Below are 19,191 nucleotides of genomic sequence, written 5' to 3' on the forward strand. Positions count from 1 at the left end.
CAAAGACTACGCGGACAGACCGGCCGCGGCGCAGATCTGCTGGCGCGCGGCGGCGCGGTCGGCGTCGGGAAATATGTAATGGCTCAACGCGGTTCGTGCGATGGCGCCGGCCAGAGCACGAGGGTCGACCGGCGTGAGGAAGGCACCCTCGCGGGCACAGCGCTGCAACACCGCCAACAGGCCTTCGGCGAGCATGGGTAGCGCCTGCGCCATCTGTTCGTGCGCGAAGCCCGGCTCGAGATCGAGCAGGCGCCCGGGTGGCTGGGCCTCGACGAAGGTCGCGACGACGTCGACCGCGGCTTCCAGTCGTGCGACCCCGACGACGCCCGACGTCGCTTCGTCCAATGCGGCGGTGAAGCGCCGGCGCTCGCGTTTTCCCAGCGCATCGATGAGCTCTTCCTTGGATACGAAGTAGCGGTAGATGGTCGGCCGGGACACCCCGGCCAGCGTCGCCACGTCGGACAGCGACAACTTGCGGGCGCCGGTCCGGAACGCGAGCCGCTGCGCCGCATCGAGGATTCGATCGGCGACCGACGCGGCGGCAGGGCTTACAGCTTGCCGAGTTTGCGCAGCCATGAGATCAGCCGTCGCAGGCCGTCGTCGAAGGACATGGGCTCATACCCGAGGCGTCGGGTGGTCAGATTGTCGGTCGCTCTGGGCTGTCGGTTGGTCTTTGCCGCGGCCTCCGCGATCGCCATCAAGGTTGGCCCGAATTCGGCGGTCAGCGCCGCGGGATCGGTGCGGTAGTCGAGGTCCTCGACACGGTGGTCGATTCCGGCGATCTCGCACGCGCGATTGATGCCACCGGCCGTGCTGAACGTGTCGTCGGGCCGCCCGACCAACAGGTATCGCTCGCCGGCCATCCCCTTGTCCAGCGCGGCGATGGCACCCTTCGCGACATCCGCCCCGGCGACCCACGTCACCGGAAAAGCCAGATAGCGCTTGATCTTTCCGCGCATGCCCGCCAGCAGCACCCGGTTGAAGCTGGTGCGGTGCAGGGCGCGTTCCACGACCAGGCCGGGCCCGAAGATCGCGCCCGGATGACACGTCAGCACGTCGTCGCCCGCGGCGGCACGCCGGTGCGCCTCGAGAAAGGCAGCCAGCTTGGTGACGGTGTAGGGGTCGCCGGGCGGGTTCTTCAGAACGGGTGCCTCTTCGAAATCGACGCCGGTGCTCAGGTCGAGGAACGTTGCGGTGCTCAGGGCAACCACCCGGCGCATGCCGTGGGCTTTGGCCGCATCCAGGACGTTGGTCGTCCCAACGGTGTTGACCGCTTTGAAGTCCTCCAGGTCCTGACTCGCGCCGCCCAGCAGCGCGGCGCAGTGGATGGCCGCCTCGGCGCCCTTCGCCGCGTGCAGCACGTCGTCGGCATCCCTGATGTCGCCCTTGACCAGCTCGACGCCGACTCCGGCCAGCGCCGCGGCGTCGTCGGGATCGCGAACCAGCGCGCGGACGTGGTCGCCCCGCTCGATCAGTTGCTGACAGACGTTGCCGCCGGTCTGACCCGTCGCGCCGGTGACGAAGATGGTGCTGGCCATCGCGGCCTCCCCGGTTGTTACATATCGAACATATTTGGTTTTGACTGTAAACCTTGAAGTGGGATTGTTCTATATTCATCTCCATGACACTCGATCCCTCCAGCGTCCTCCTGACTGACCGCGTCGCGGTCGTCACCGGCGGAGGCGCCGGCATCGGCCGTGGTATCGCGGCCGGCCTGAAGGCCTTCGGCGCGCGGGTCGCGATCTGGGAACGCAACCCCGACTCGTGTGCGTCTGCGGCCGAGGAGATCGGCGCGCTGGGCCTGACCGTCGACGTCCGGGACAGCGCCGCGGTGGACGCCGCGCTGGCGCAGACGACGGCTGAACTCGGGACGGTGACGATCCTGGTCAACAACGCCGGCGGGGTTTTCTGGTCGGGGATCCTCGACACCAGCGAGAACGGTTGGGACGCGCTGTACAAGTCGAACCTGCGGCACGTCTACCTGTGCACGCAGCGGGTGGCGCGGATCCTCGTGGAGCAGACACTGCCGGGCAGCATCATCAGCGTCACCTCGATCGAGGGGGTGCGCGCCGCGCCCGGCTACGCGACCTACGCGGCGGCCAAGGCCGGTGTCATCAACTACACGAAGACCGCCGCGCTCGAGCTTGCGCCGCACGGCATTCGGGTCAACGCGCTGGCGCCCGACATCACGCTGACCGAGGGCATCAGGCAGATCGCGCCGCCGGGCTCCGAGCAGCGATTCGGCCTCACCGTCCCGATGGGGCGGGCGGGTCATGTCGATGAAATGGCCGGCGCGGCAGTGTTTCTCGCGTCCGACATGTCCAGCTACATCACCGGTCAGACGATTCATGTCGACGGCGGCACCCATGCAGCCAGCGGCTGGTATCACCACCCGGAGACCGGCGCGTACGCGCTGGGTCCGACGAGCGGTTAGTCGCCGGTGTCGAGGCCGACATGAGCGGACATCCCGCCGTCGATCGCAATCATCTGCCCGGTGATGTAGCGCGACGCGTCCGAAGCCAGGAAGACGACGAGATCGGCGACGTCCTTCGGTTGCCCGAGGTACGGCGTCAGCGTGGCGCGGCCGAGGCGGTCGATGACGTCCTCGGACAGGTGCGCGCGAACGGCGTCGGTGAGGATCAATCCGGGCACGATCGTGTTGGCCCGCACGCCGGCCTTTCCCTCGCTCGTCGCGACGTACATCGTCAGGGTGTGCACCCCAGCCTTCGAGACGCCGTAGGCCAGGCGGGCGCGGTCGCCTTTGAGTGCGGCCCCCGACGACATGTTGACAATGGATCCCCCTCCACCCCTTCGCATTTCGGGGACCGCGTGCTTGCACATCAGCAGCTGACTGCCGAGGTTGACCTGCACGGACCGCTGCCACACATCCAACGACATTTCGGTGACCGCGGTGTCCCGCGACAAGAAGTCGCTGGCTGTCAGGGCCGCGTTGTTGTGCAGCACGTCGATGCGGCCGAACTCCGCCACGGTCGATTCCACCACTTCTCGCGCTGTCGCCTCCTGCGCGAGATCGCCGCCGAGCGCGATCGCGCGGGCCCCCGTTCGCCGAATCTCCTCGGCGACCCCGGCGGCCTTCGCCTCGTCGACGTCGACCACGGCGACGGCGGCGCCCTGGCGGGCCAATTCGTGCGCCGTTGCCGCACCGATTCCACCCGCACCCCCGGTGACTATCGCGACCTTTTCGGCAAGTCTGGACATCGAGTTCTCCCAATCATCGGGGCTTTTCGGCCCCGCACAAGAAAGTTAGCCTGATTTATGCCGCGTATTGCGCCAATCCCAATGGAAGAGCTGAGCTCGCGCTCCCGCGAAATCGTGGAGGCCGGCGTTGCCGCCGGGCTCTACGCGACTCCGGTGCCCCTGCAGATATTCGCGTATCGCAGCGCACAACTCGAACAGGTCGACATGGCCCGACACCACCTGGGTGCCGGCACCCTGCTCGGCGGCCGCATCCTGGAGTTGCTGCGCATCCGCAGCGCCCAGCTCGGCGAATGCGAACCCTGTAGCCAATCGCGCAAGCATGACTCGATCACCGACGAGGATGTGGCATGCCTGCTCGCGCCGGGCCACGGCTCGCTGACCCCCCAGGAGCAGATGGCCGTCGAGTTCCTCGACCTGCTTTCCGCCGACCACCACGCCATGGACGACGAGTTCTACAAGCGTCTCGGGGAGCATTTCACCGCCGCGCAGATCATCGAGTTGGGGTTCACCTGCGCCGGCGTGATGGGCGTGCACCGGTTCATCCACACCCTCGACGTCTACGGCGATTCACCGCCCGTCATCGGCTACGACCGGGATCAGATCGACAGTACGAGCCGGAGTGACGGAGCTCGGAACCGTTCGGCGACATAGAGTTTCAGCTGTGTCCGTGCCGATATCCCGCTGTGTCGTCGACCCAGCACCATTTGGGCGATGCGGTCGAGGGTGGTGCGACGGATTGCGGTGTTCGGCGGTATCGCGCTGGCGATCCTCGGCACCACAGTCGTGGCGGCCCACGCGGCGATGCCGGTATGGAACGGCAAATACTCGCTGGTGAGATACGCGGTCAACAAGACGGGCACTAGCGCTGCCGCCGGCCAGGCCGAACCGACATTCAGTGCCGACTACGTCTTCGTGACGTCGTGCGCGTCGGGCACCTGCGTGGCCACCGCCACCGATGGGCCCGTGCCGAAGAACCCAACGTTGCCGCAGCCGTCGCATTACACCTGGGACGGGACTCGATGGGTTGAGCACTTCGACTTCCAATGGGACTGCTACATGGGGGACGGGATCCCGAAAGTCTGGTCACCAGCGAAGTCGTGGGCGTTCTACGCGCCCCAACCCGACGGGTCGCTGCGTGGCACCTGGCACACCGACATCGCGGGCGGGCCGTGCGGCGGAAGCGTCGAAATGCCGGTGGCGGCGTTTGCCGCGCGGCCCGGATGAGGTCCGCCGTCCGTATACACCGGCCTGCGCCCGCAAACCCGCTGCAGCCGGTTGCGACACGGTCACGGATGCATACCCATTCGCAGCGCACTGGTCACAAAAGCCCCAGTAGTCACTATCGTCACATAGGCCAGCCGCAGACGTCAATGCGACGTCTCGCCCCCTGAAAGGTGTGACCTTTGTCGGCGATTCTTCGAGGCACTTCGCTATGGGTGGTGTCGACGGCCGCTATCGCATTCATCGTTGCGTTGGGCCCGGCGCCATCGGCGAATGCCACTCCTTGCGGCGCGCCCGAAGCGAACGTGGATCCACCCCCGCGGCAGGAGATGCCCGCGCCGCAGCCCGTCGTGGTGCCGCCGACGGGGCGCCGACCCACCCATACGAATGACCAAGCGCCGCTCCCCAAGCTGGGCCCGCTGATCCAGTCCTTCCTCAGGCCGACTGCTCCCGGTCAGCGATACTCGGCCCCACTGCAACCTCAAGCCGGGGTGGTGCCGCCGCCCGGGCCTAACCCGCCCGCGCCGGGCTTCCCGCAGACGCCCAATGCCACGCAGCTGCAGCCGAATGCGGCACCGAATCCGCAGCCGGCACCGCAACCGGCGCCTCAGCCGGCGCCGCCGCCCCCCGCCAATATCGCGGGGGCGCCGACATCGCTCGTCGACTGGGTGACCGGACCCAACGGCCCCAACAAAACGCTGCAGCGATTCGGTATCTCCGGAACGGACCTTGGGATCGTTTGGGACAACGGCGATCCCGCCAACCGGCAGGCCCTGATGGCGTTCGGTGACACGTTCGGCTACTGCAAGGTTCGCGGCCAAGAATGGCGGTACAACGTACTGTTCCGCAGTAACGACCGTGACCTGTCTAAGGGAATCCACGTCGCGGATGGTGTGCCCAATAACAACTATTCGGGCTCACCGGTGTGGAACAACGGCCTGTCCAAGCAGGTGGTCAACTCCATCCACAAGGCAGCGCACGAGACGGGAATCATTCCGACGTCGGCCATCTCGATCGGGCGAACCCAATACATGAACTACATGTCCATCCAGCATTGGGGCCGCGACGGTGAATGGACGACGAACTACTCGGCGATCGCGAGATCCCTTGACAACGGCCAGAACTGGGGGATCTACCCCGGCTCCATCCGCACGGCCTCGGCCGACGCGGTCCCGGGCGTCGGGTTCACCCCGGGCAACGAGAATTTTCAGATGGGTTCGTTCATGCGGGGTAACGACGGTTACCTCTACTCGTTCGGGACCCCGTCGGGACGTGGCGGCGCGGCGTACCTGTCGCGAGTCCCCCCGAACGCTTTGCCCGACCTCACCAAGTACCAATACTGGAACGGCGACAACGGCGGGCGCTGGGTCCCGAACAATCCGGGCGCGGCGACGCCGGTTTTCCCGGGGCCCGTGGGTGAAATGTCGTCCCAGTACAACAGCTATCTGAAGCAGTACTTGGTGCTCTACACCAACGGCGGCAGCAACGACGTCGTGGCCAGGACGGCGCCGGCTCCCCAGGGACCGTGGAGTCCCGAGCAGCCGCTGGTGTCGTCGTTCCAGATGCCCGGTGGGATCTACGCCCCGATGATTCATCCCTGGTCGTCGGGCAGGGACCTGTACTTCAACCTGTCGCTGTGGTCGGCCTATGACGTGATGTTGATGCACACTGTGCTGCCCTAGCCTTTCGGCTTGACCTGCGGTGATGCCGCGTTTGTGTAATAGTGTGTGCCTGATGAAGAGTCAAGCAGCAGTGGCGATCGCTATCGGGGCCGCGTTCGTGGCGACGCCGGTCGCGCATGCCGACAACAACTGGATCGCCATGGCGATGTCGGATTCCACCGGGCAGATCAAGTTCGTTGACGGTGGGACCAGTCAAGGTGCCGCCGAGCAGAAGGCGATGGAGACGTGTCGCAAGGCCATCAGCGACTGTCGTCTGCTGGCCAGCGGGCAGGGTGGGTGCATCGCGCTCGTTTTGAACAGCGCGAAAACCAAATATTTCGGCGGCTGGGGCCCGACCCGCGAAGAAGCCGAGGCGGCCGCACTAGGGATCGCCGGCGGCGGAACGGTCCAAGCCGGGCACGGCCACTGTCAAGGTGATGGGGGCGCCGGCGGGGGCTAGGTGCACCCGCTGATGTGGATTCGCCGCCCGGCTCCGACGCAGACGCTGACCGGCGGCGGGGGTGGTGGCGGCGGAAAGTCCTGCGGCAGTGGCGCATAGTCGGCCGGCGGCGGCACGTAGGTGTTGACCGTGTCGGCCACATTGGTGCAGCCGCTCACCGAAACACGCCTGCCGACGCTCGCGCACACGTCGGCGTTGGCCACGCCGGAGGGCTGCACGACGGCATATATCTCAGGAATCGATGTAAGGGCCAACACCGTAATCCCCGCGGCGATCCCAGACCGGACCAACAGAGTCATCGCGATCTCCTTTCCATCTCCGATCGCGTTAGGGAGCGACGCCCTGCCCAAGTAGCGGGGTCCACTGGCAACGCTGCCTGATGTCAGTCAACGGCTGACGGATGCCCTCAAGGTCGGCTTGCTCTTGTGGGTTGGCGCTGAAGTAGTTCTGCACGTCGCCTTGGATCTGATCCTTGGGCTGATCCTGGAGGCCGGTGTAGAAGCCATTCACGTCGGGGTGAGTGAACAGGTAGGTCGACAGTGCCGTCGCGACACCGGCCGCGACACTGGCGACGTCCGCGGCCGTGCAGTTGGGCGGGCGGGGCGGCGGATCGGCCGCGGCGGTCCCAGCGGTGGCGCACCACAGCGCGCCCGTGGCCGCGGCAGCGCCGATCGCGCCGACAACCACCCGGCGCGGAAAGATTTCTGAGAGGAACATCGCTGGCTCCTTCCTGCGGTAAACGATCCGGCCGCACCCGATAGCCGCCTCAAGCTAAGTAGACATCAACAACGGCCTGCTCCGATATAGCTACGCCGCCGCGATCGTCGACATCAGGGGACGCAGCGTCTGGAACAGCGGCTGACGATCCCGCAGATAGAAGTGGCCGCCCCGGAGGATCTGCACGGAGAAGTCCGCCGTTGTCCGCGAACGCCATTCGCGCAAGTCGGATTCACTCACGAGCGGGTCCTCGCTGCCGCCGAAGACATGGATCGGGCAGGGCAGCTGGGCTGTGTGGTCTTCCTCGTCGGTCATGCACAGCCGCAAGTCGTGTCGAGTGGTGGTGACGGCTCGCTCGTGCAGGGTCGGCCATCGCGTTAGTTGGGGAGGCAGCCCGCCCAGGTCCGACAGCAGCGTCGCAAGCTGGTCGTCGTCGAGGAGGTCCACGGCATGCAGTGGCGGCGGAAGGTGCGGTGGGCCGTAGGCGGAGAGGAAGACCGCCCGTGGCAGCGGCGATCCCTGCGCGGCGCGCACGCACGCCAATCGGTATGCCTGCAGGGCGCCGAAACTGTGGCCGAAGAACATGTGCGGTTCGTCGAGATCGGACCGCAGCTGATCGTTCACCTCGTCGACGAGCTGCCGCAGCGTGGTGAAGCGCTGCCGGTCGGCGACCTCGACCGGAATCACGTCGATCGCCGGTCTCAGTGCCTTACCCCAGGCGTTGAATGCCAACCCGCCGCCCCCGGCGTGGTGAAAGCAGAACAACTTCACGGTGTCAGCCGCCTTTCTCGTCGAGGCTTACTGAAACCGCGCTCCGGCAAGCCCTTTGAGGGGATGCCAGAGGAAACCCTGCGGTCGCAGGTGTCGGCGGCGAGTGTTCCGAGCCGGGCCCAGGTGGCCAGCGTTCACCAGCTTCAGCTCGTCGGCCAGCGCCTTGACCATGAAGCGGATCTGTTCGGCTGAATGGCAGCTGGTGACAAAGAATCGAACCCGCGCTTCTTCTTCCGGCACGGCGGGAAAGATGATCGGGTCGGCGTTGATGCCGCGGCGCTGCAGCGCATACGAGAGTTGCAGCGCCTTGGTCGAGCTGCCGACGACGACCGGGATCATCGGGGCGCTTGCCGGGTTGCCGGTGTCAATGTCGGCTTCGCGGGCCAGGCTCATGAAGAGCGCTTCATTCGCGCGCCGCCGGCGCAGGTGTTCGAGTAGCGTCCAGCGCCCGGTGGCTCTCCGTTTTGCCGCCGCAGGCGCGATTGTGTCGAGGCAACGGTTGGTGTTCATGCTGTGCTCCGTACTTTCGTGGGGCGGACCCGGGTGGGCCGCGCTCACAGGTAGGAGCCTCGGGCTCCGCTGACGTGGACAGTTTTTTCCGAAGGAGTTTGTGGACCGGCGGAGCCGGTGCCCGGACACTTGTCCGCGCTGGTGGCGGGGGCACAGTATGGAGAGGGGGGTTCGGACCCAGAGGAGAAACCGATGACCCCGGACGGTCTGATTAGTCGCATAGGTTTGGGCGCCGCGTCGCTCGCGATCGCACTTGCGCTTCCCTCAGTTGCCTCCGGCGATACCCCATCCTGGAACGGCGACTACGCGATCACGTTCATCGTCGGTCCCAAGGACGGGACGAGCGTGGCGGCCAGTCAGCCTGAGGTGCAGTACACCGATACGTACACGTTCCATTCGAGCTGTGCGAGCGGCAAGTGTGTCGCCACGATCGTTGGCGGCCCGCCGCCGAGGAACCCGACCGTTCCGCAACCGGTTCAATTCACCTGGGATGGGTCATCATGGACGCAAGCCAGCGATTTCCAGTGGGATTGCATGATGCCCGACACCTCAATCCAATGGAGTCCGGCCCGAGGCACCACCCGCTACACGCCCCAACCCGACGGCTCACTTTCCGGCACCATGCACACCGAGATCCTGAGCGGTCCATGCCAGGGCACGCTTGACATCAACATGACTGCCCAGCGCGTGTGAAAGTCGTCAGCGATCGCCGAGATCAGGGGACGCTGCGTCTTGAACAGTGGCTTGCTGAAATCGCTGTGCGGCAAGCTAATTGGCGGATGTTTAGAAATTTTGCGGAGCTAGCTGCGTGCGTTCACCAGCTCCAGCTCCTCGGCCAATGCGTTGACCATGAACCGGATCTGGTCTTCCGAGTAGCAGCTGGCGACAAAGAACTGCAGGCCCGCTTTGTCTTCCGGCGCAAAAAGGATCGGGTAGGCATTGATGCCGCGTCGCATCAGGGCCCCCGACAGGCGTAGCGCCTTGATCGAGCTGCCGACGATGCACGGGATCACGGGGCTGTCGGCGCGCTCCTCGGTTGCGATGCCGGCTTCATGCGCCAGGCTCAGGAAAAGCGCGGCATTCTGGCGCCGCCGGAATTGGTGTTCGAGTAGTGCCCTGCGCCCAGTGGCTCTACGTATCGCCGCCGCGGGCCCGACCATGTCCAGGCAGGGGTTGATGTTCACGCTGTGCTCCGTACTTTCGTGGGCGGACCCGGGTGGACCGCGCTCACAGCTAGGAGCGTCTGACTCGGCTAACGCGGACAGTTTTTCCCGGACAACTTTGGAAACCGGCGGTCGGACGACTGTCCACGCCTAATCAGGGCGGACGGTGGACGCTACTCGTTATTCACCCGTCAACGGTCTATGGGATGGACCTGCAAACGGCCCTGGCGAGGAAGCTCCCCGGCAGGAACTCAGCGGATAACGATGCCGACGCGGCCCAAGCACGAGCCGACGCGGCGTCCGCGTACAAGTCAGCCTTTGCGGGCGACGTCTTGGCTCAGGATCTGGGGCCAGGTCTCGACATCGGCCGGGGTGTGCGCCACGGTGAGCGTTGACCGCGGCATCAGTGCGGCAAGCGATTCCGCTGTCGACATCGGATGCGCGGGGTCGCCGACCCAGGCCAGAATCGTCGTCGGCACATCGATTCGTGCGACCGCTTCGTGAGCGGGCAGGTCGCTGAGAGCCGCGCCCCGAAACAGTGACGGCAGCAGCGCGTCGGCCACATCGGGAACCGTTTCGGGCCTGCCGACCGTGGCTGGCGGCGGAGTCGCCCCACGCGACGACGCGATGAAGGCACCGACACCCTCGGTTTCGATGAAGTCGGCCGCAGCCCGGTAGATCGCCGCCTGCACGGGCCGGGTTTCCCACGCGGTGGCCGGCACCATCAGCGTGAGGCCGGCGAAGCGGTCCGGCTCGCGGGCGGCAGCGTGCAGCAGCGTGCCGGCACCCATGGACGGGCCGACTCCGTGCACCTGCTCGCCGGGAAACCATTTGTCGAGCAGCTGCAGAAGATCCTCGGCAAGGCTTTCCCATCGGTAATCCTCCGGGACCTTGCGCCCTGTCGACTTGCCATGGCCGCGTGCGTCGTACCGCAGCAGTCGGGTCCCGCTTAGGCCCCTGCCGAGGTCGAGATTGAGCACCCGGTCACGCGCGCGGCTGGAGGTGAGCCCGTGCAGTTGAACTACCGGATGACCACCTTCGTCGCTCAGTTCAACCGCAAGCTCCGCTCCGGGAACCACGAAAGTGGACATCACCCAACTCGTTTCACGACCCGACGGCTCGCCCCGCGCTGACCGAGCATTCAGGCTAACTGGGGCGTTAGGGTACCGCCATGCGGCTGACGAACGTGGCGCACCTGCGGCTGCCCTTCGGGCGACTCTGGGGCTACGACGTGTCGGTGTCTGACCTCGGCCGGCAGCTCCCGGTGTCTTTCGACCAGCGCATACACGTTTGTGCGGGCCCACGACCGGGCTCCTGGATGGCTCTGTCCATTCGGTTGCCGGCGGGGGTGAGCCGCCAATCGTTGGCCGATGCGTGGCTGGGCGTGATCGCCCGCCACGGCACCCTCCGAACGGCATTCACACCCGGGGCGGACGGCGAGCCGCAGCTACATGAGATCGATATTCACCCAGGCGAGTGGGTAGAGCATGAGATCACTCCGGGCCAGGCGGTCAACGACGCACTGCGAGTGGTTCTCAATGCGACGTGCTCGCCCTATCAGCGGCCCTCACATCGGTTGTGTGTGTTGGAGACTGCCGCCGGATTGACGGTGGTGATCGCTGCCGACCACGCCCACGTGGACATGTGGTCGATGCTGGTGATCGCCCGGGACCTGTTGTCGATGCTCGCCGACGCGCGGATCGGACGCACGTCGCCGCCGCAGCCGCCGCCGGCATTTGTCGTGCACACGCAAGCACTGTTGGACCGTCCCGCCGCACCGGAACGCGTGCGCGCGCGATGGGCACAAATCATCAGCGACAGCGGCGGGGTGATGCCACGGTTTCCGCTGCCGTTGGGTGCGTCCGGGCCGCATCCGGAACGCGTTGAAGTGCGCGACGTGTTCGATGTCGATGACGGCGCCGCGTTCGTCGCGCAGGCACGGGAAGACGGTGTCTCGACGCTGGCACTCGCTGTGGTCGCCATGACTGCGGTGACCCGCGAGTTGGCCGGGGCGCCGCTGCGCGCGGTCTTCCCCGTGCACAGCCGATTTGAAGACAAATGGCACGACTCGGTGGGTTGGTTCATCACCAATTCGGTCCTGGAGTCGGCGGTTGCCGAGCCGCACGCCGCGGCCGCCGCCGTCAAAGAAGCCGTGCAGCTTGGTTCCTGGCCACTGGCCGACGTACTGGCTCCGTGGGGTGGAATGCCCACCGCGCCAGGCATGTTCGCGATTTCCTGGCTGGACCAAAGCAGACTTCCGGTGCGCATCGACTCGGTCGGACTCGACGCTCAGTATGTGAGCGCGAGCGTTGACACCGACGGCGTCATGCTCTGGTTCATCCAGGACGAGTCCGGGCTACATCTGCGATGCCGCTACCCGGATACCGCGGAGGCACGAACCAACGTCGGGGCGTGGCTGGACCTGTTGGTGGCGCGTCTACAGGCACTCGCACAGTCCTCGGTTCGAGGACTGCTGCAGGTAGCGGGCCGTACCTATCGGGTGCAGCGCGCGACGCGCGAACACGTGGGGGTGATCGCCCAGCTGCTCTCCGACGACGAATTCGGTCAGGATCGCGAAGACGCCGAACTCGAACGCTACGAGGCGGCCTACGACATCGTCGTTCGCAACCGATCCAACTATCTCGGGGTCGTCCTGGACGGTTCCGATACGGTCGTCGCGACTGTGCAATTGACCATCATCCCCGGCCTTTCCCGCGGCGGCGCCACCCGGCTGCAGATCGAGGGATTACGGGTCGCCAAAGCCGAACGCGCACAGGGTCTTGGTACTGCGCTCGTCGAGTGGGCACACAGCTACGGCCGAGCTCGCGGGGCACGGCTGGCGCAGGTGACCACCGACGAGGCTCGCGAAAGGGCCCGGGCGTTCTATCGCCGGCTCGGGTACCACGCCGCCCACGTCGGGCTGAAATGCACGATCTGAGGCCGGTTTACTCCAGTGGCGCTCAAGAACCACCTCTGACCTGCTTAAATGCGTTGTGCCCCCGGCAGGATTCGAACCTGCGGCCTTCTGCTCCGGAGGCAGACGCTCTATCCCCTGAGCTACGGGGGCGCAAAACGCGATGCTGCGCCATCGGGCCCAGCCAGAGTAACGCATGGACGTGACGGCCGTGACGATGCCACAGATCAAGAGGCCCGCGCCTGCGCACTCGGGCGCAGCGCCCCGGGTGATCGCCCGGTGTGTTTCTTCACCAGTCGGTGCAGAGTCGCCGGATCGGCCAACCCCACCGCGGCGGCGATCTCCTCGAGTGGCATGCGGGTGGTGCGCAACAGATGTAGCGAGCGTTCGAGGCGAACCCGCTGCACCAGCTGCAACGGACTGAGGCCCACGGCGTTTCGCGTCCGGCGCACTCTTCGAGCGGCTACGGTCCATCCTGCACGGAAAAATCCTCCATTCGGACTTATTGGCCTCGGCGAGGGTGTAATTACTGTGAGCATGCGTTTCATCTATGTTGGTGCGGCGGTCGGTATGGCCATCGCCGCTCCGGTCATGGCATCGGTTGTGCTGAATGGGCCGTCCGCTCGCGCTGACAACCGCGCTTCCCAGACCTATTACGAGGGTTGCATGTTAGGTATTCCGGGCACCGCGGGGCGGCAAATCGAAGTGAATAGGCTCTGGTTCGTGATGCGGCAGGATCTCAATTCCGGTGTTCCCAACGAGGCATTTCAGAAGGCGGAAATTCCAAAGATACAGCAGATGGGATTCGACGAGGACGTTGCTGAAAATGCCGTGCGTTGTTTTTATTTCAGCACCCCTTATTTAGACGACAACCCATAGGACAGGACCTGGGCGCTGCCATGCTGGGTAATCCTAGTTAGTGACTACCTAAGCAAGGTCATGAAATCGGGGGGCGCGACAACATAGTCGTTGCGCCATTGGGCCCCGACAGACTAACGCATCGCGGTGGCGGCGCCGCCACCGTAATGGATTCGGGCGTAGGGACTGAAGCCCATAGGATGGACGTTCGTGACCCCCGCTGACCTGGCTGAGCTGCTCAAAACCACCGCTGCTGCGGTGCTTGCCGAGCGCGGGCTGGATGCTGCCGTTTTAACGCAGCCGGTCACCGTGGAGCGGCCCCGCAACCCCGAGCACGGCGACTATGCCAGCAACCTGGCCATGCAGCTGGGCAAGAAAGTCGGCGCTAATCCGCGTGAGCTGGCCGGATGGCTCGCCGAAGCGCTGGCCCAGGCCGACGGCATCGCCTCGGCCGAAGTCGCCGGGCCGGGCTTCATCAACCTGCGCCTAGAGGCGTCGGCCCAGGCCAAGGTCGTCAACGACGTGCTTGACGCCGGGGACCACTACGGCCATTCCGGGGCCCAGGCCACCCACAAGGTCAACCTGGAATTCGTCTCGGCCAACCCGACCGGTCCCATCCACATCGGCGGCACCCGCTGGGCCGCCGTCGGCGACGCGCTGGGCCGCTTGCTGTCCACGCAGGGCGCCGACGTCGTGCGCGAATACTATTTCAACGACCACGGCGCCCAGATCGACCGGTTCGCCAGCTCGCTGATCGCCGCGGCCAAAGGCGAACCGGCCCCGGCCGACGGCTACGCCGGCACCTACATCACCGACATCGCCGTGCAGGTACTGCAGAAGGCGCCCGACGCGCTGAGCCTGCCCGAACCGGACATGCGCGAGACTTTCCGCGCGATCGGCGTCGACTTGATGTTCACCCACATCAAGAAGTCGTTGCACGAGTTCGGCACCGACTTCGACGTCTACACCCACGAAGACTCGATGCACACCAGCGGCCGAGTCGACCAGGCCATCGCCAGTCTGCGCGAGACCGGCAACATCTATGAGAAGGACGGCGCAACCTGGTTGCGCACCAGTGCTTTTGGTGACGACAAGGACAGGGTCGTGATCAAGAGCGACGGCAAGCCGGCCTATATCGCCGGCGACATCGCCTACTACTTGGACAAGAGGCGGCGCGGCTTCGACCTGTGCATCTACATGCTCGGCGCCGATCACCACGGATACATCGCCCGGCTCAAAGCAGTGGCCGCCGCCTTCGGCGACGACCCGGCCACGGTCGAGGTGCTCATCGGGCAGATGGTCAACCTGGTCCGCGACGGCCAGCCGGTCCGGATGAGCAAGCGGGCCGGAACGGTGATCACGCTCGACGACCTCGTCGAGGCCATCGGGGTCGACGCCGCGCGCTACAGCCTGATCCGCTCGTCGGTGGACACGCCGATCGACATCGACCTGGCGCTGTGGTCCTCGGCATCGAATGAAAACCCGGTCTATTACGTGCAATACGCGCATGCCCGGCTTTCCGCGCTGGCCCGCAACGCAGCCGAACTGGGCCTGATCCCCGACACCGCGCACCTCGAGCTGCTCAGCCACGACAAGGAGGGCGCGCTGCTGCGCACCATCGGCGAATTCCCGCGGGTACTCAGCACGGCGGCCTCCCTGCGCGAACCCCACCGCATATGCCGTTACCTGGAAGACCTTGCCGGCGACTACCACCGGTTCTACGACTCGTGCCGGGTGTTGCCGCAGGGCGACGAACAGCCCACCGACCTGCACACCGCGCGGCTGGCGCTGTGCCAGGCCGCTCGCCAGGTCATCGCCAACGGGCTGGCGATCCTCGGAGTCACCGCCCCGGAGCGAATGTGAACGTCCATCCCGCCGGTCCCCGGCACGCCGAAGAGACCCGGCACACCGAGAGTCCGCCGCGGCCGCAATCCGCCGAGGAGCTGCTGCGGTTGGCGCCGAATGTGTGGCCGCGCAACACAGCTCGCGACGACGCCGGCATCGCCAGCATCGCCGGCGTTCCGCTGACCGACCTCGCCCAGGAGTACGGAACGCCGCTGTTCGTCATTGACGAGGACGACTTCCGCTCGCGCTGCCGCGAGATCGCGTCGGCCTTCGGCGGCGGCCACAACGTCCACTACGCCGCCAAGGCTTTCTTGTGCAGCGAGGTCGCCCGCTGGATCGACGAGGAAGGCCTCTCGCTCGACGTGTGCACCGGCGGGGAGCTGGCGGTGGCACTGCATGCCGATTTCCCGCCGGAGCGGATCACCTTCCACGGCAACAACAAATCCGTCGCGGAGCTGACTGCCGCGGTGAAAGCCGGTGTGGGCCATGTCGTTTTGGACTCGATGACCGAAATCGAGCGCCTGGAGTCGATCGCGGCCGAGGCCGGTGTCGTCCAGGACGTCTTCGTTCGGCTCACCGTCGGCGTCGAAGCCCACACCCACGAGTTCATCTCCACCGCGCACGAGGACCAGAAGTTCGGCCTGTCGGTGGCGAGCGGCGCGGCGCTGGCGGCGGTGGGCCGGGTGTTCGACGCCGATCACCTGCGACTCGTCGGGTTGCACAGCCATATCGGTTCGCAGATCTTCGACGTCGCCGGCTTCGAACTGGCCGCGCACCGCGTCATCGGCCTGCTGCACGAGATTGTCGACCAATTCGGGGTCGACAAGACCGCGCAGATCTCGACGGTGGATCTTGGTGGCGGCCTGGGTATTTCGTACCTGGCCTCCGACGATCCGCCGCCGATGGCCGAACTCGCGGCCAAGTTGAGCGCCGTCGTCAGCAACGAGTCGGCGGCGGTCGGGCTGCCCGCGCCTCGGCTGGTCGTCGAGCCCGGCCGCGCCATCGCCGGACCGGGCACCATCACCTTGTACGAGGTCGGCACCGTCAAGGACGTCGACGTGAGCGCCACGGCGAACCGGCGCTACGTCAGCGTCGACGGCGGCATGAGCGACAACATCCGCACGGCGCTCTATGACGCGCAATACGATGTCCGGCTGGTCTCGCGAGCCAGCGATACGCCGGCGGCGCTGGCCCGCATCGTCGGAAAACACTGCGAGACCGGTGATATCGTCGTGCGCGACGCTTGGGTGCCCGGCGACCTGCGCCCCGGCGACTTGCTGGGAGTGGCGGCCACCGGCGCCTACTGCTATTCGCTCTCGAGTCGTTACAACATGATCGGCCGGCCCGCCGTGGTCGCCGTGCGTGGGGGGCGGTCCCGCCTGATCCTGCGCCGCGAGACGGTCGATGATCTGCTGAGTTTGGAGGTGAACCGTGCCCGGTGACGAAAAGCCGGTCGGCGTGGCGGTACTGGGTTTGGGCAACGTCGGTAGCGAGGTTGTCCGAATCATCGAGGACAGCGCGCAGGACCTCGCCGCTCGCGTCGGTGCACCCGTGGTGCTCCGCGGCGTGGGAGTGCGCCGCGTCGCCGACGATCGCGGCGTCCCGATCGAGCTGCTGACCGACAACGTCGAAGAGCTCGTCTCGCGCAAGGACGTCGACATCGTCGTGGAATTGATGGGGCCGGTGGAGCCGTCCCGTAAGGCGATCCTGTGCGCCCTCGAACACGGCAAGTCCGTCGTCACGGCGAACAAGGCGTTGCTGTCCACCTCCACCGGGGAATTGGCGCAGGCCGCTGAAAGCGCGCACGTCGACCTGTATTTCGAGGCGGCGGTCGCGGGCGCAATCCCGGTCATCCGCCCGCTCACCCAATCACTGGCGGGCGACACGGTGCACCGGGTGGCCGGCATCGTCAATGGCACCACGAACTACATCCTCTCGGAGATGGACAGCACCGGTGCCGACTACGAGAGCGCGCTGGCCGACGCGAGCGCGCTGGGCTACGCCGAGGCCGACCCCACCGCCGACGTCGAGGGCTACGACGCCGCGGCTAAGGCCGCGATTCTGGCATCCATCGCCTTCCACACCCGGGTGACAGCCGACGACGTCTACCGCGAAGGCATCACGGAGATCACCCCGGCCGACTTCGTGTCCGCACGGTCCCTGGGCTGCAACATCAAGCTGCTGTCCATCTGTGAGCGCATCACGGGTGACGATGGCCAGCAACGGGTTTCGGCCCGCGTCTACCCGGCGCTGGTGCCCATGTCGCATCCCCTGGCCACGGTCAACGGGGCCTTCAACGCCGTTGTCGTCGAGGCCGAGGCCGCGGGCCGGCTGATGTTCTATGGCCAGGGGGCCGGGGGAGCGCCCACCGCATCGGCGGTGACCGGTGACTTGGTGATGGCCGCCCGCAACCGGGTGCTGGGCAGCCGTGGCCCGAGAGAGTCGAGGTATGCCCAACTGCCCATCGCACCAATGGGTTTCATCAATACCCGCTATTACGTCAGCATGAACGTCGCCGACAAGCCCGGCGTCTTGTCCTCGGTGGCGGCGGAATTCGCCAAGCGCGAGGTGAGCATCGCCGAGGTCCGCCAGGAAGGCGTGGTCGACGACGGCGGGCGACGGGTGGGAGCCCGGATCGTGGTGGTCACCCACACCGCCACCGACGCCGCGCTTTCCGAAACCGTCGATGCCCTCGCCGATTTGGACTCCGTCCACGGCGTGGCGAGCGTGCTGCGACTGGAAGGGACCAGCCTATGAGCGCCCCCCGGGCGACCCCGACGGCCACGCACCAGCCGTGGCCGGGCGTGATCGCGGCATACCGCGACCGGTTACCGGTCGGCGACGATTGGACGCCGGTCACGCTGCTCGAGGGCGGCACCCCGCTGATCGCCGCGACCCGGCTGTCGGAAAAGACCGGCTGCACGGTCCATCTCAAGGTCGAGGGCCTCAATCCCACCGGCTCCTTCAAGGACCGGGGCATGACGATGGCCGTCACCGACGCGTTGGCCCGCGGCCAGCAGGCGGTGTTGTGCGCGTCGACGGGAAACACCTCGGCCTCGGCGGCGGCATATGCCGCGCGCGCCGGGATCACGTGCGCGGTGCTGATACCGCAGGGCAAGATCGCGATGGGCAAGCTGGCGCAGGCGGTCATGCACGGCGCCAAGATCATCCAGATCGACGGCAACTTCGACGACTGCCTGGAACTCGCCCGCAAGATGGCCGCCGACTTCCCGACCATCTCGTTGGTGAACTCGGTGAACCCGGTGCGCATCGAGGGTCAGAAGACGGCGGCCTTCGAAATCGTCGACGCACTGGGCGCAGCACCGGACATACACGCCCTTCCCGTCGGCAACGCCGGCAACATCACCGCGTACTGGAAGGGCTACACCGAGTATCGCCAAGCGGGTGTGATCGACAAGCTGCCCCGCATGCTGGGCACCCAGGCCGCCGGCGCGGCGCCGTTGGTATTGGGTGAACCGGTCAGCCACCCCGAAACCATTGCCACCGCAATCCGCATCGGAGCACCGGCGTCGTGGACCGCCGCGGTTGCGGCGCAGCAGCAATCCAACGGGCGGTTCCTGGCCGCCACCGACGAGGAGATTCTCGCGGCGTATCACCTGGTCGCCAGCTGCGAAGGCGTCTTCGTCGAGCCGGCCTCCGCCGCCAGCATCGCGGGGCTACTCAAGGCCATCGACGACGGTTGGGTCGCCCGCGGGTCGACGGTGGTGTGTACGGTGACCGGCAATGGCCTCAAGGATCCCGACACGGCGCTGCGGGACATGCCGAGCGTGTCCGCCTTGCCCGTCGATCCCGTGCTCGTCGTCGAGAAGTTGGGGCTGGCCTAGTGGTTAA

The 19,191-nt window shown here is 66.4% G+C and carries 22 protein-coding genes and 1 tRNA gene; 12 read left to right on the forward strand and 11 right to left on the reverse strand.

Annotated features, from left to right (window positions below; genetic code table 11):
* Window positions 1-6: 6 nt before the first annotated feature.
* Window positions 7-576, reverse strand: coding sequence for a TetR/AcrR family transcriptional regulator (locus A5745_RS19205; protein ID WP_076118138.1), 570 nt, complete (start codon window positions 574-576; stop codon window positions 7-9).
* Window positions 549-1,538 carry an NAD-dependent epimerase/dehydratase family protein gene (locus A5745_RS19210; RefSeq protein WP_076118141.1) on the reverse strand — a complete coding sequence of 330 codons (990 nt, stop codon included), beginning with the start codon at window positions 1,536-1,538 and terminating at the stop codon, window positions 549-551. Before A5745_RS19210 ends, A5745_RS19205 begins: the two co-directional genes overlap by 28 nt.
* An 83-nt stretch (window positions 1,539-1,621) precedes the next feature.
* Between A5745_RS19210 and A5745_RS19215 the strand changes: the two genes are divergently transcribed.
* Window positions 1,622-2,434: an SDR family NAD(P)-dependent oxidoreductase gene (locus tag A5745_RS19215; protein WP_076118143.1), complete on the forward strand. Its 813-nt coding sequence runs from the start codon at window positions 1,622-1,624 to the stop codon at window positions 2,432-2,434.
* Here the strand turns inward: A5745_RS19215 and A5745_RS19220 are convergent.
* Complete coding sequence (locus A5745_RS19220; RefSeq protein WP_076118146.1) at window positions 2,431-3,219, reverse strand: SDR family NAD(P)-dependent oxidoreductase; 789 nt, start codon at window positions 3,217-3,219, stop codon at window positions 2,431-2,433. The two genes, A5745_RS19215 and A5745_RS19220, sit on opposite strands and share 4 nt — an antisense overlap.
* Before the next feature lie 81 nt (window positions 3,220-3,300).
* Between A5745_RS19220 and A5745_RS19225 the strand changes: the two genes are divergently transcribed.
* The 4 genes from A5745_RS19225 to A5745_RS19240 all read left to right on the forward strand — a co-directional run bounded on the left by A5745_RS19225 (window position 3,301) and on the right by A5745_RS19240 (window position 6,561).
* Complete coding sequence (locus A5745_RS19225; RefSeq protein WP_254848621.1) at window positions 3,301-3,870, forward strand: carboxymuconolactone decarboxylase family protein; 570 nt, start codon at window positions 3,301-3,303, stop codon at window positions 3,868-3,870.
* A gap of 150 nt (window positions 3,871-4,020) precedes the next feature.
* On the forward strand, window positions 4,021-4,443 hold the full coding sequence (locus A5745_RS19230; protein WP_076118322.1) for a hypothetical protein: 423 nt from the start codon (window positions 4,021-4,023) through the stop codon (window positions 4,441-4,443).
* A 179-nt stretch (window positions 4,444-4,622) separates the two neighbouring features.
* Window positions 4,623-6,122 (forward strand): DUF4185 domain-containing protein, encoded by a 1,500-nt coding sequence (locus A5745_RS19235; protein ID WP_076118151.1) that lies wholly within the window; start codon window positions 4,623-4,625, stop codon window positions 6,120-6,122.
* Between the two features lie 52 nt (window positions 6,123-6,174).
* Window positions 6,175-6,561: a DUF4189 domain-containing protein gene (locus A5745_RS19240; RefSeq protein WP_076118153.1), complete on the forward strand. Its 387-nt coding sequence runs from the start codon at window positions 6,175-6,177 to the stop codon at window positions 6,559-6,561.
* Here the strand turns inward: A5745_RS19240 and A5745_RS19245 are convergent.
* The 4 genes from A5745_RS19245 to A5745_RS19260 form a co-directional block, all read right to left on the reverse strand.
* Window positions 6,558-6,860 (reverse strand): hypothetical protein, encoded by a 303-nt coding sequence (locus A5745_RS19245; RefSeq protein WP_076060247.1) that lies wholly within the window; start codon window positions 6,858-6,860, stop codon window positions 6,558-6,560. The genes A5745_RS19240 and A5745_RS19245 overlap by 4 nt on opposite strands.
* A 28-nt stretch (window positions 6,861-6,888) precedes the next feature.
* Window positions 6,889-7,278 (reverse strand): heme-binding protein, encoded by a 390-nt coding sequence (locus A5745_RS19250; protein WP_076060248.1) that lies wholly within the window; start codon window positions 7,276-7,278, stop codon window positions 6,889-6,891.
* Between the two features lie 90 nt (window positions 7,279-7,368).
* Complete coding sequence (locus tag A5745_RS19255; protein ID WP_076118156.1) at window positions 7,369-8,049, reverse strand: thioesterase II family protein; 681 nt, start codon at window positions 8,047-8,049, stop codon at window positions 7,369-7,371.
* A gap of 27 nt (window positions 8,050-8,076) precedes the next feature.
* Complete coding sequence (locus A5745_RS19260; protein WP_139329692.1) at window positions 8,077-8,559, reverse strand: hypothetical protein; 483 nt, start codon at window positions 8,557-8,559, stop codon at window positions 8,077-8,079.
* Window positions 8,560-8,751: 192 nt separating this feature from the next.
* Between A5745_RS19260 and A5745_RS19265 the strand changes: the two genes are divergently transcribed.
* On the forward strand, window positions 8,752-9,252 hold the full coding sequence (locus A5745_RS19265) for a hypothetical protein (RefSeq protein WP_076060254.1): 501 nt from the start codon (window positions 8,752-8,754) through the stop codon (window positions 9,250-9,252).
* Between the two features lie 107 nt (window positions 9,253-9,359).
* Here the strand turns inward: A5745_RS19265 and A5745_RS19270 are convergent, their stop codons facing one another.
* Together A5745_RS19270 and A5745_RS19275 are read right to left on the reverse strand one after the other, a co-directional pair.
* Window positions 9,360-9,743: a hypothetical protein gene (locus A5745_RS19270; RefSeq protein ID WP_076060255.1), complete on the reverse strand. Its 384-nt coding sequence runs from the start codon at window positions 9,741-9,743 to the stop codon at window positions 9,360-9,362.
* 290 nt (window positions 9,744-10,033) lie between these two features.
* On the reverse strand, window positions 10,034-10,813 hold the full coding sequence (locus A5745_RS19275; RefSeq protein ID WP_076060257.1) for an alpha/beta fold hydrolase: 780 nt from the start codon (window positions 10,811-10,813) through the stop codon (window positions 10,034-10,036).
* A gap of 80 nt (window positions 10,814-10,893) precedes the next feature.
* Here A5745_RS19275 and A5745_RS19280 point away from each other — a divergent pair, with 80 nt between their 5' ends.
* On the forward strand, window positions 10,894-12,660 hold the full coding sequence (locus A5745_RS19280; protein ID WP_076118160.1) for a GNAT family N-acetyltransferase: 1,767 nt from the start codon (window positions 10,894-10,896) through the stop codon (window positions 12,658-12,660).
* A gap of 56 nt (window positions 12,661-12,716) precedes the next feature.
* On the opposite strand, the gene A5745_RS19285 is transcribed toward A5745_RS19280, so the two are convergent.
* Window positions 12,717-12,789 (reverse strand) — tRNA-Arg (locus A5745_RS19285).
* A 74-nt stretch (window positions 12,790-12,863) separates the two neighbouring features.
* Window positions 12,864-13,184, reverse strand: a complete 321-nt coding sequence (locus tag A5745_RS24805; protein ID WP_083662990.1) for a helix-turn-helix transcriptional regulator — start codon at window positions 13,182-13,184, stop codon at window positions 12,864-12,866.
* Between A5745_RS24805 and A5745_RS19295 the strand changes: the two genes are divergently transcribed.
* From A5745_RS19295 to thrC, 5 genes are all read left to right on the forward strand, one after another.
* Complete coding sequence (locus tag A5745_RS19295) at window positions 13,168-13,515, forward strand: hypothetical protein (RefSeq protein WP_139329693.1); 348 nt, start codon at window positions 13,168-13,170, stop codon at window positions 13,513-13,515. The genes A5745_RS24805 and A5745_RS19295 overlap by 17 nt on opposite strands.
* Window positions 13,516-13,704: 189 nt before the next feature.
* On the forward strand, window positions 13,705-15,357 hold the full coding sequence (gene argS, locus A5745_RS19300; protein ID WP_076118166.1) for an arginine--tRNA ligase: 1,653 nt from the start codon (window positions 13,705-13,707) through the stop codon (window positions 15,355-15,357).
* Complete coding sequence (gene lysA, locus A5745_RS19305) at window positions 15,354-16,781, forward strand: diaminopimelate decarboxylase (protein WP_076118168.1); 1,428 nt, start codon at window positions 15,354-15,356, stop codon at window positions 16,779-16,781. The genes argS and lysA overlap by 4 nt, the downstream gene beginning before the upstream one ends.
* Window positions 16,771-18,096, forward strand: a complete 1,326-nt coding sequence (locus A5745_RS19310; RefSeq protein WP_076060268.1) for a homoserine dehydrogenase — start codon at window positions 16,771-16,773, stop codon at window positions 18,094-18,096. The genes lysA and A5745_RS19310 overlap by 11 nt, the downstream gene beginning before the upstream one ends.
* The gene (gene thrC / locus A5745_RS19315; RefSeq protein WP_076118170.1) at window positions 18,093-19,184 is read left to right on the forward strand and encodes a threonine synthase; all 1,092 of its coding nucleotides are present in this window, start codon (window positions 18,093-18,095) and stop codon (window positions 19,182-19,184) included. Before A5745_RS19310 ends, thrC begins: the two co-directional genes overlap by 4 nt.
* The last annotated feature ends 7 nt before the right edge of the window (window positions 19,185-19,191 follow it).

Source organism: Mycobacterium sp. IS-2888 (assembly GCF_001954215.1).
GTDB lineage: Bacteria > Actinomycetota > Actinomycetes > Mycobacteriales > Mycobacteriaceae > Mycobacterium.

Coding starts and splice junctions, on each gene's coding strand:
- A5745_RS19205 (WP_076118138.1), bottom strand. CDS start 576: ATGGCTGCGCAAACTCGGCAAGCTGTAAGCCCTGCCGCCGCGTCGGTC.
- A5745_RS19210 (WP_076118141.1), bottom strand. CDS start 1,538: ATGGCCAGCACCATCTTCGTCACCGGCGCGACGGGTCAGACCGGCGGC.
- A5745_RS19215 (WP_076118143.1), top strand. CDS start 1,622: ATGACACTCGATCCCTCCAGCGTCCTCCTGACTGACCGCGTCGCGGTC.
- A5745_RS19220 (WP_076118146.1), bottom strand. CDS start 3,219: ATGTCCAGACTTGCCGAAAAGGTCGCGATAGTCACCGGGGGTGCGGGT.
- A5745_RS19225 (WP_254848621.1), top strand. CDS start 3,301: ATGGAAGAGCTGAGCTCGCGCTCCCGCGAAATCGTGGAGGCCGGCGTT.
- A5745_RS19230 (WP_076118322.1), top strand. CDS start 4,021: ATGCCGGTATGGAACGGCAAATACTCGCTGGTGAGATACGCGGTCAAC.
- A5745_RS19240 (WP_076118153.1), top strand. CDS start 6,175: ATGAAGAGTCAAGCAGCAGTGGCGATCGCTATCGGGGCCGCGTTCGTG.
- A5745_RS19245 (WP_076060247.1), bottom strand. CDS start 6,860: ATGACTCTGTTGGTCCGGTCTGGGATCGCCGCGGGGATTACGGTGTTG.
- A5745_RS19250 (WP_076060248.1), bottom strand. CDS start 7,278: ATGTTCCTCTCAGAAATCTTTCCGCGCCGGGTGGTTGTCGGCGCGATC.
- A5745_RS19260 (WP_139329692.1), bottom strand. CDS start 8,559: ATGAACACCAACCGTTGCCTCGACACAATCGCGCCTGCGGCGGCAAAA.
- A5745_RS19265 (WP_076060254.1), top strand. CDS start 8,752: ATGACCCCGGACGGTCTGATTAGTCGCATAGGTTTGGGCGCCGCGTCG.
- A5745_RS19275 (WP_076060257.1), bottom strand. CDS start 10,813: ATGTCCACTTTCGTGGTTCCCGGAGCGGAGCTTGCGGTTGAACTGAGC.
- A5745_RS19280 (WP_076118160.1), top strand. CDS start 10,894: ATGCGGCTGACGAACGTGGCGCACCTGCGGCTGCCCTTCGGGCGACTC.
- A5745_RS24805 (WP_083662990.1), bottom strand. CDS start 13,184: ATGAAACGCATGCTCACAGTAATTACACCCTCGCCGAGGCCAATAAGT.
- thrC (WP_076118170.1), top strand. CDS start 18,093: ATGAGCGCCCCCCGGGCGACCCCGACGGCCACGCACCAGCCGTGGCCG.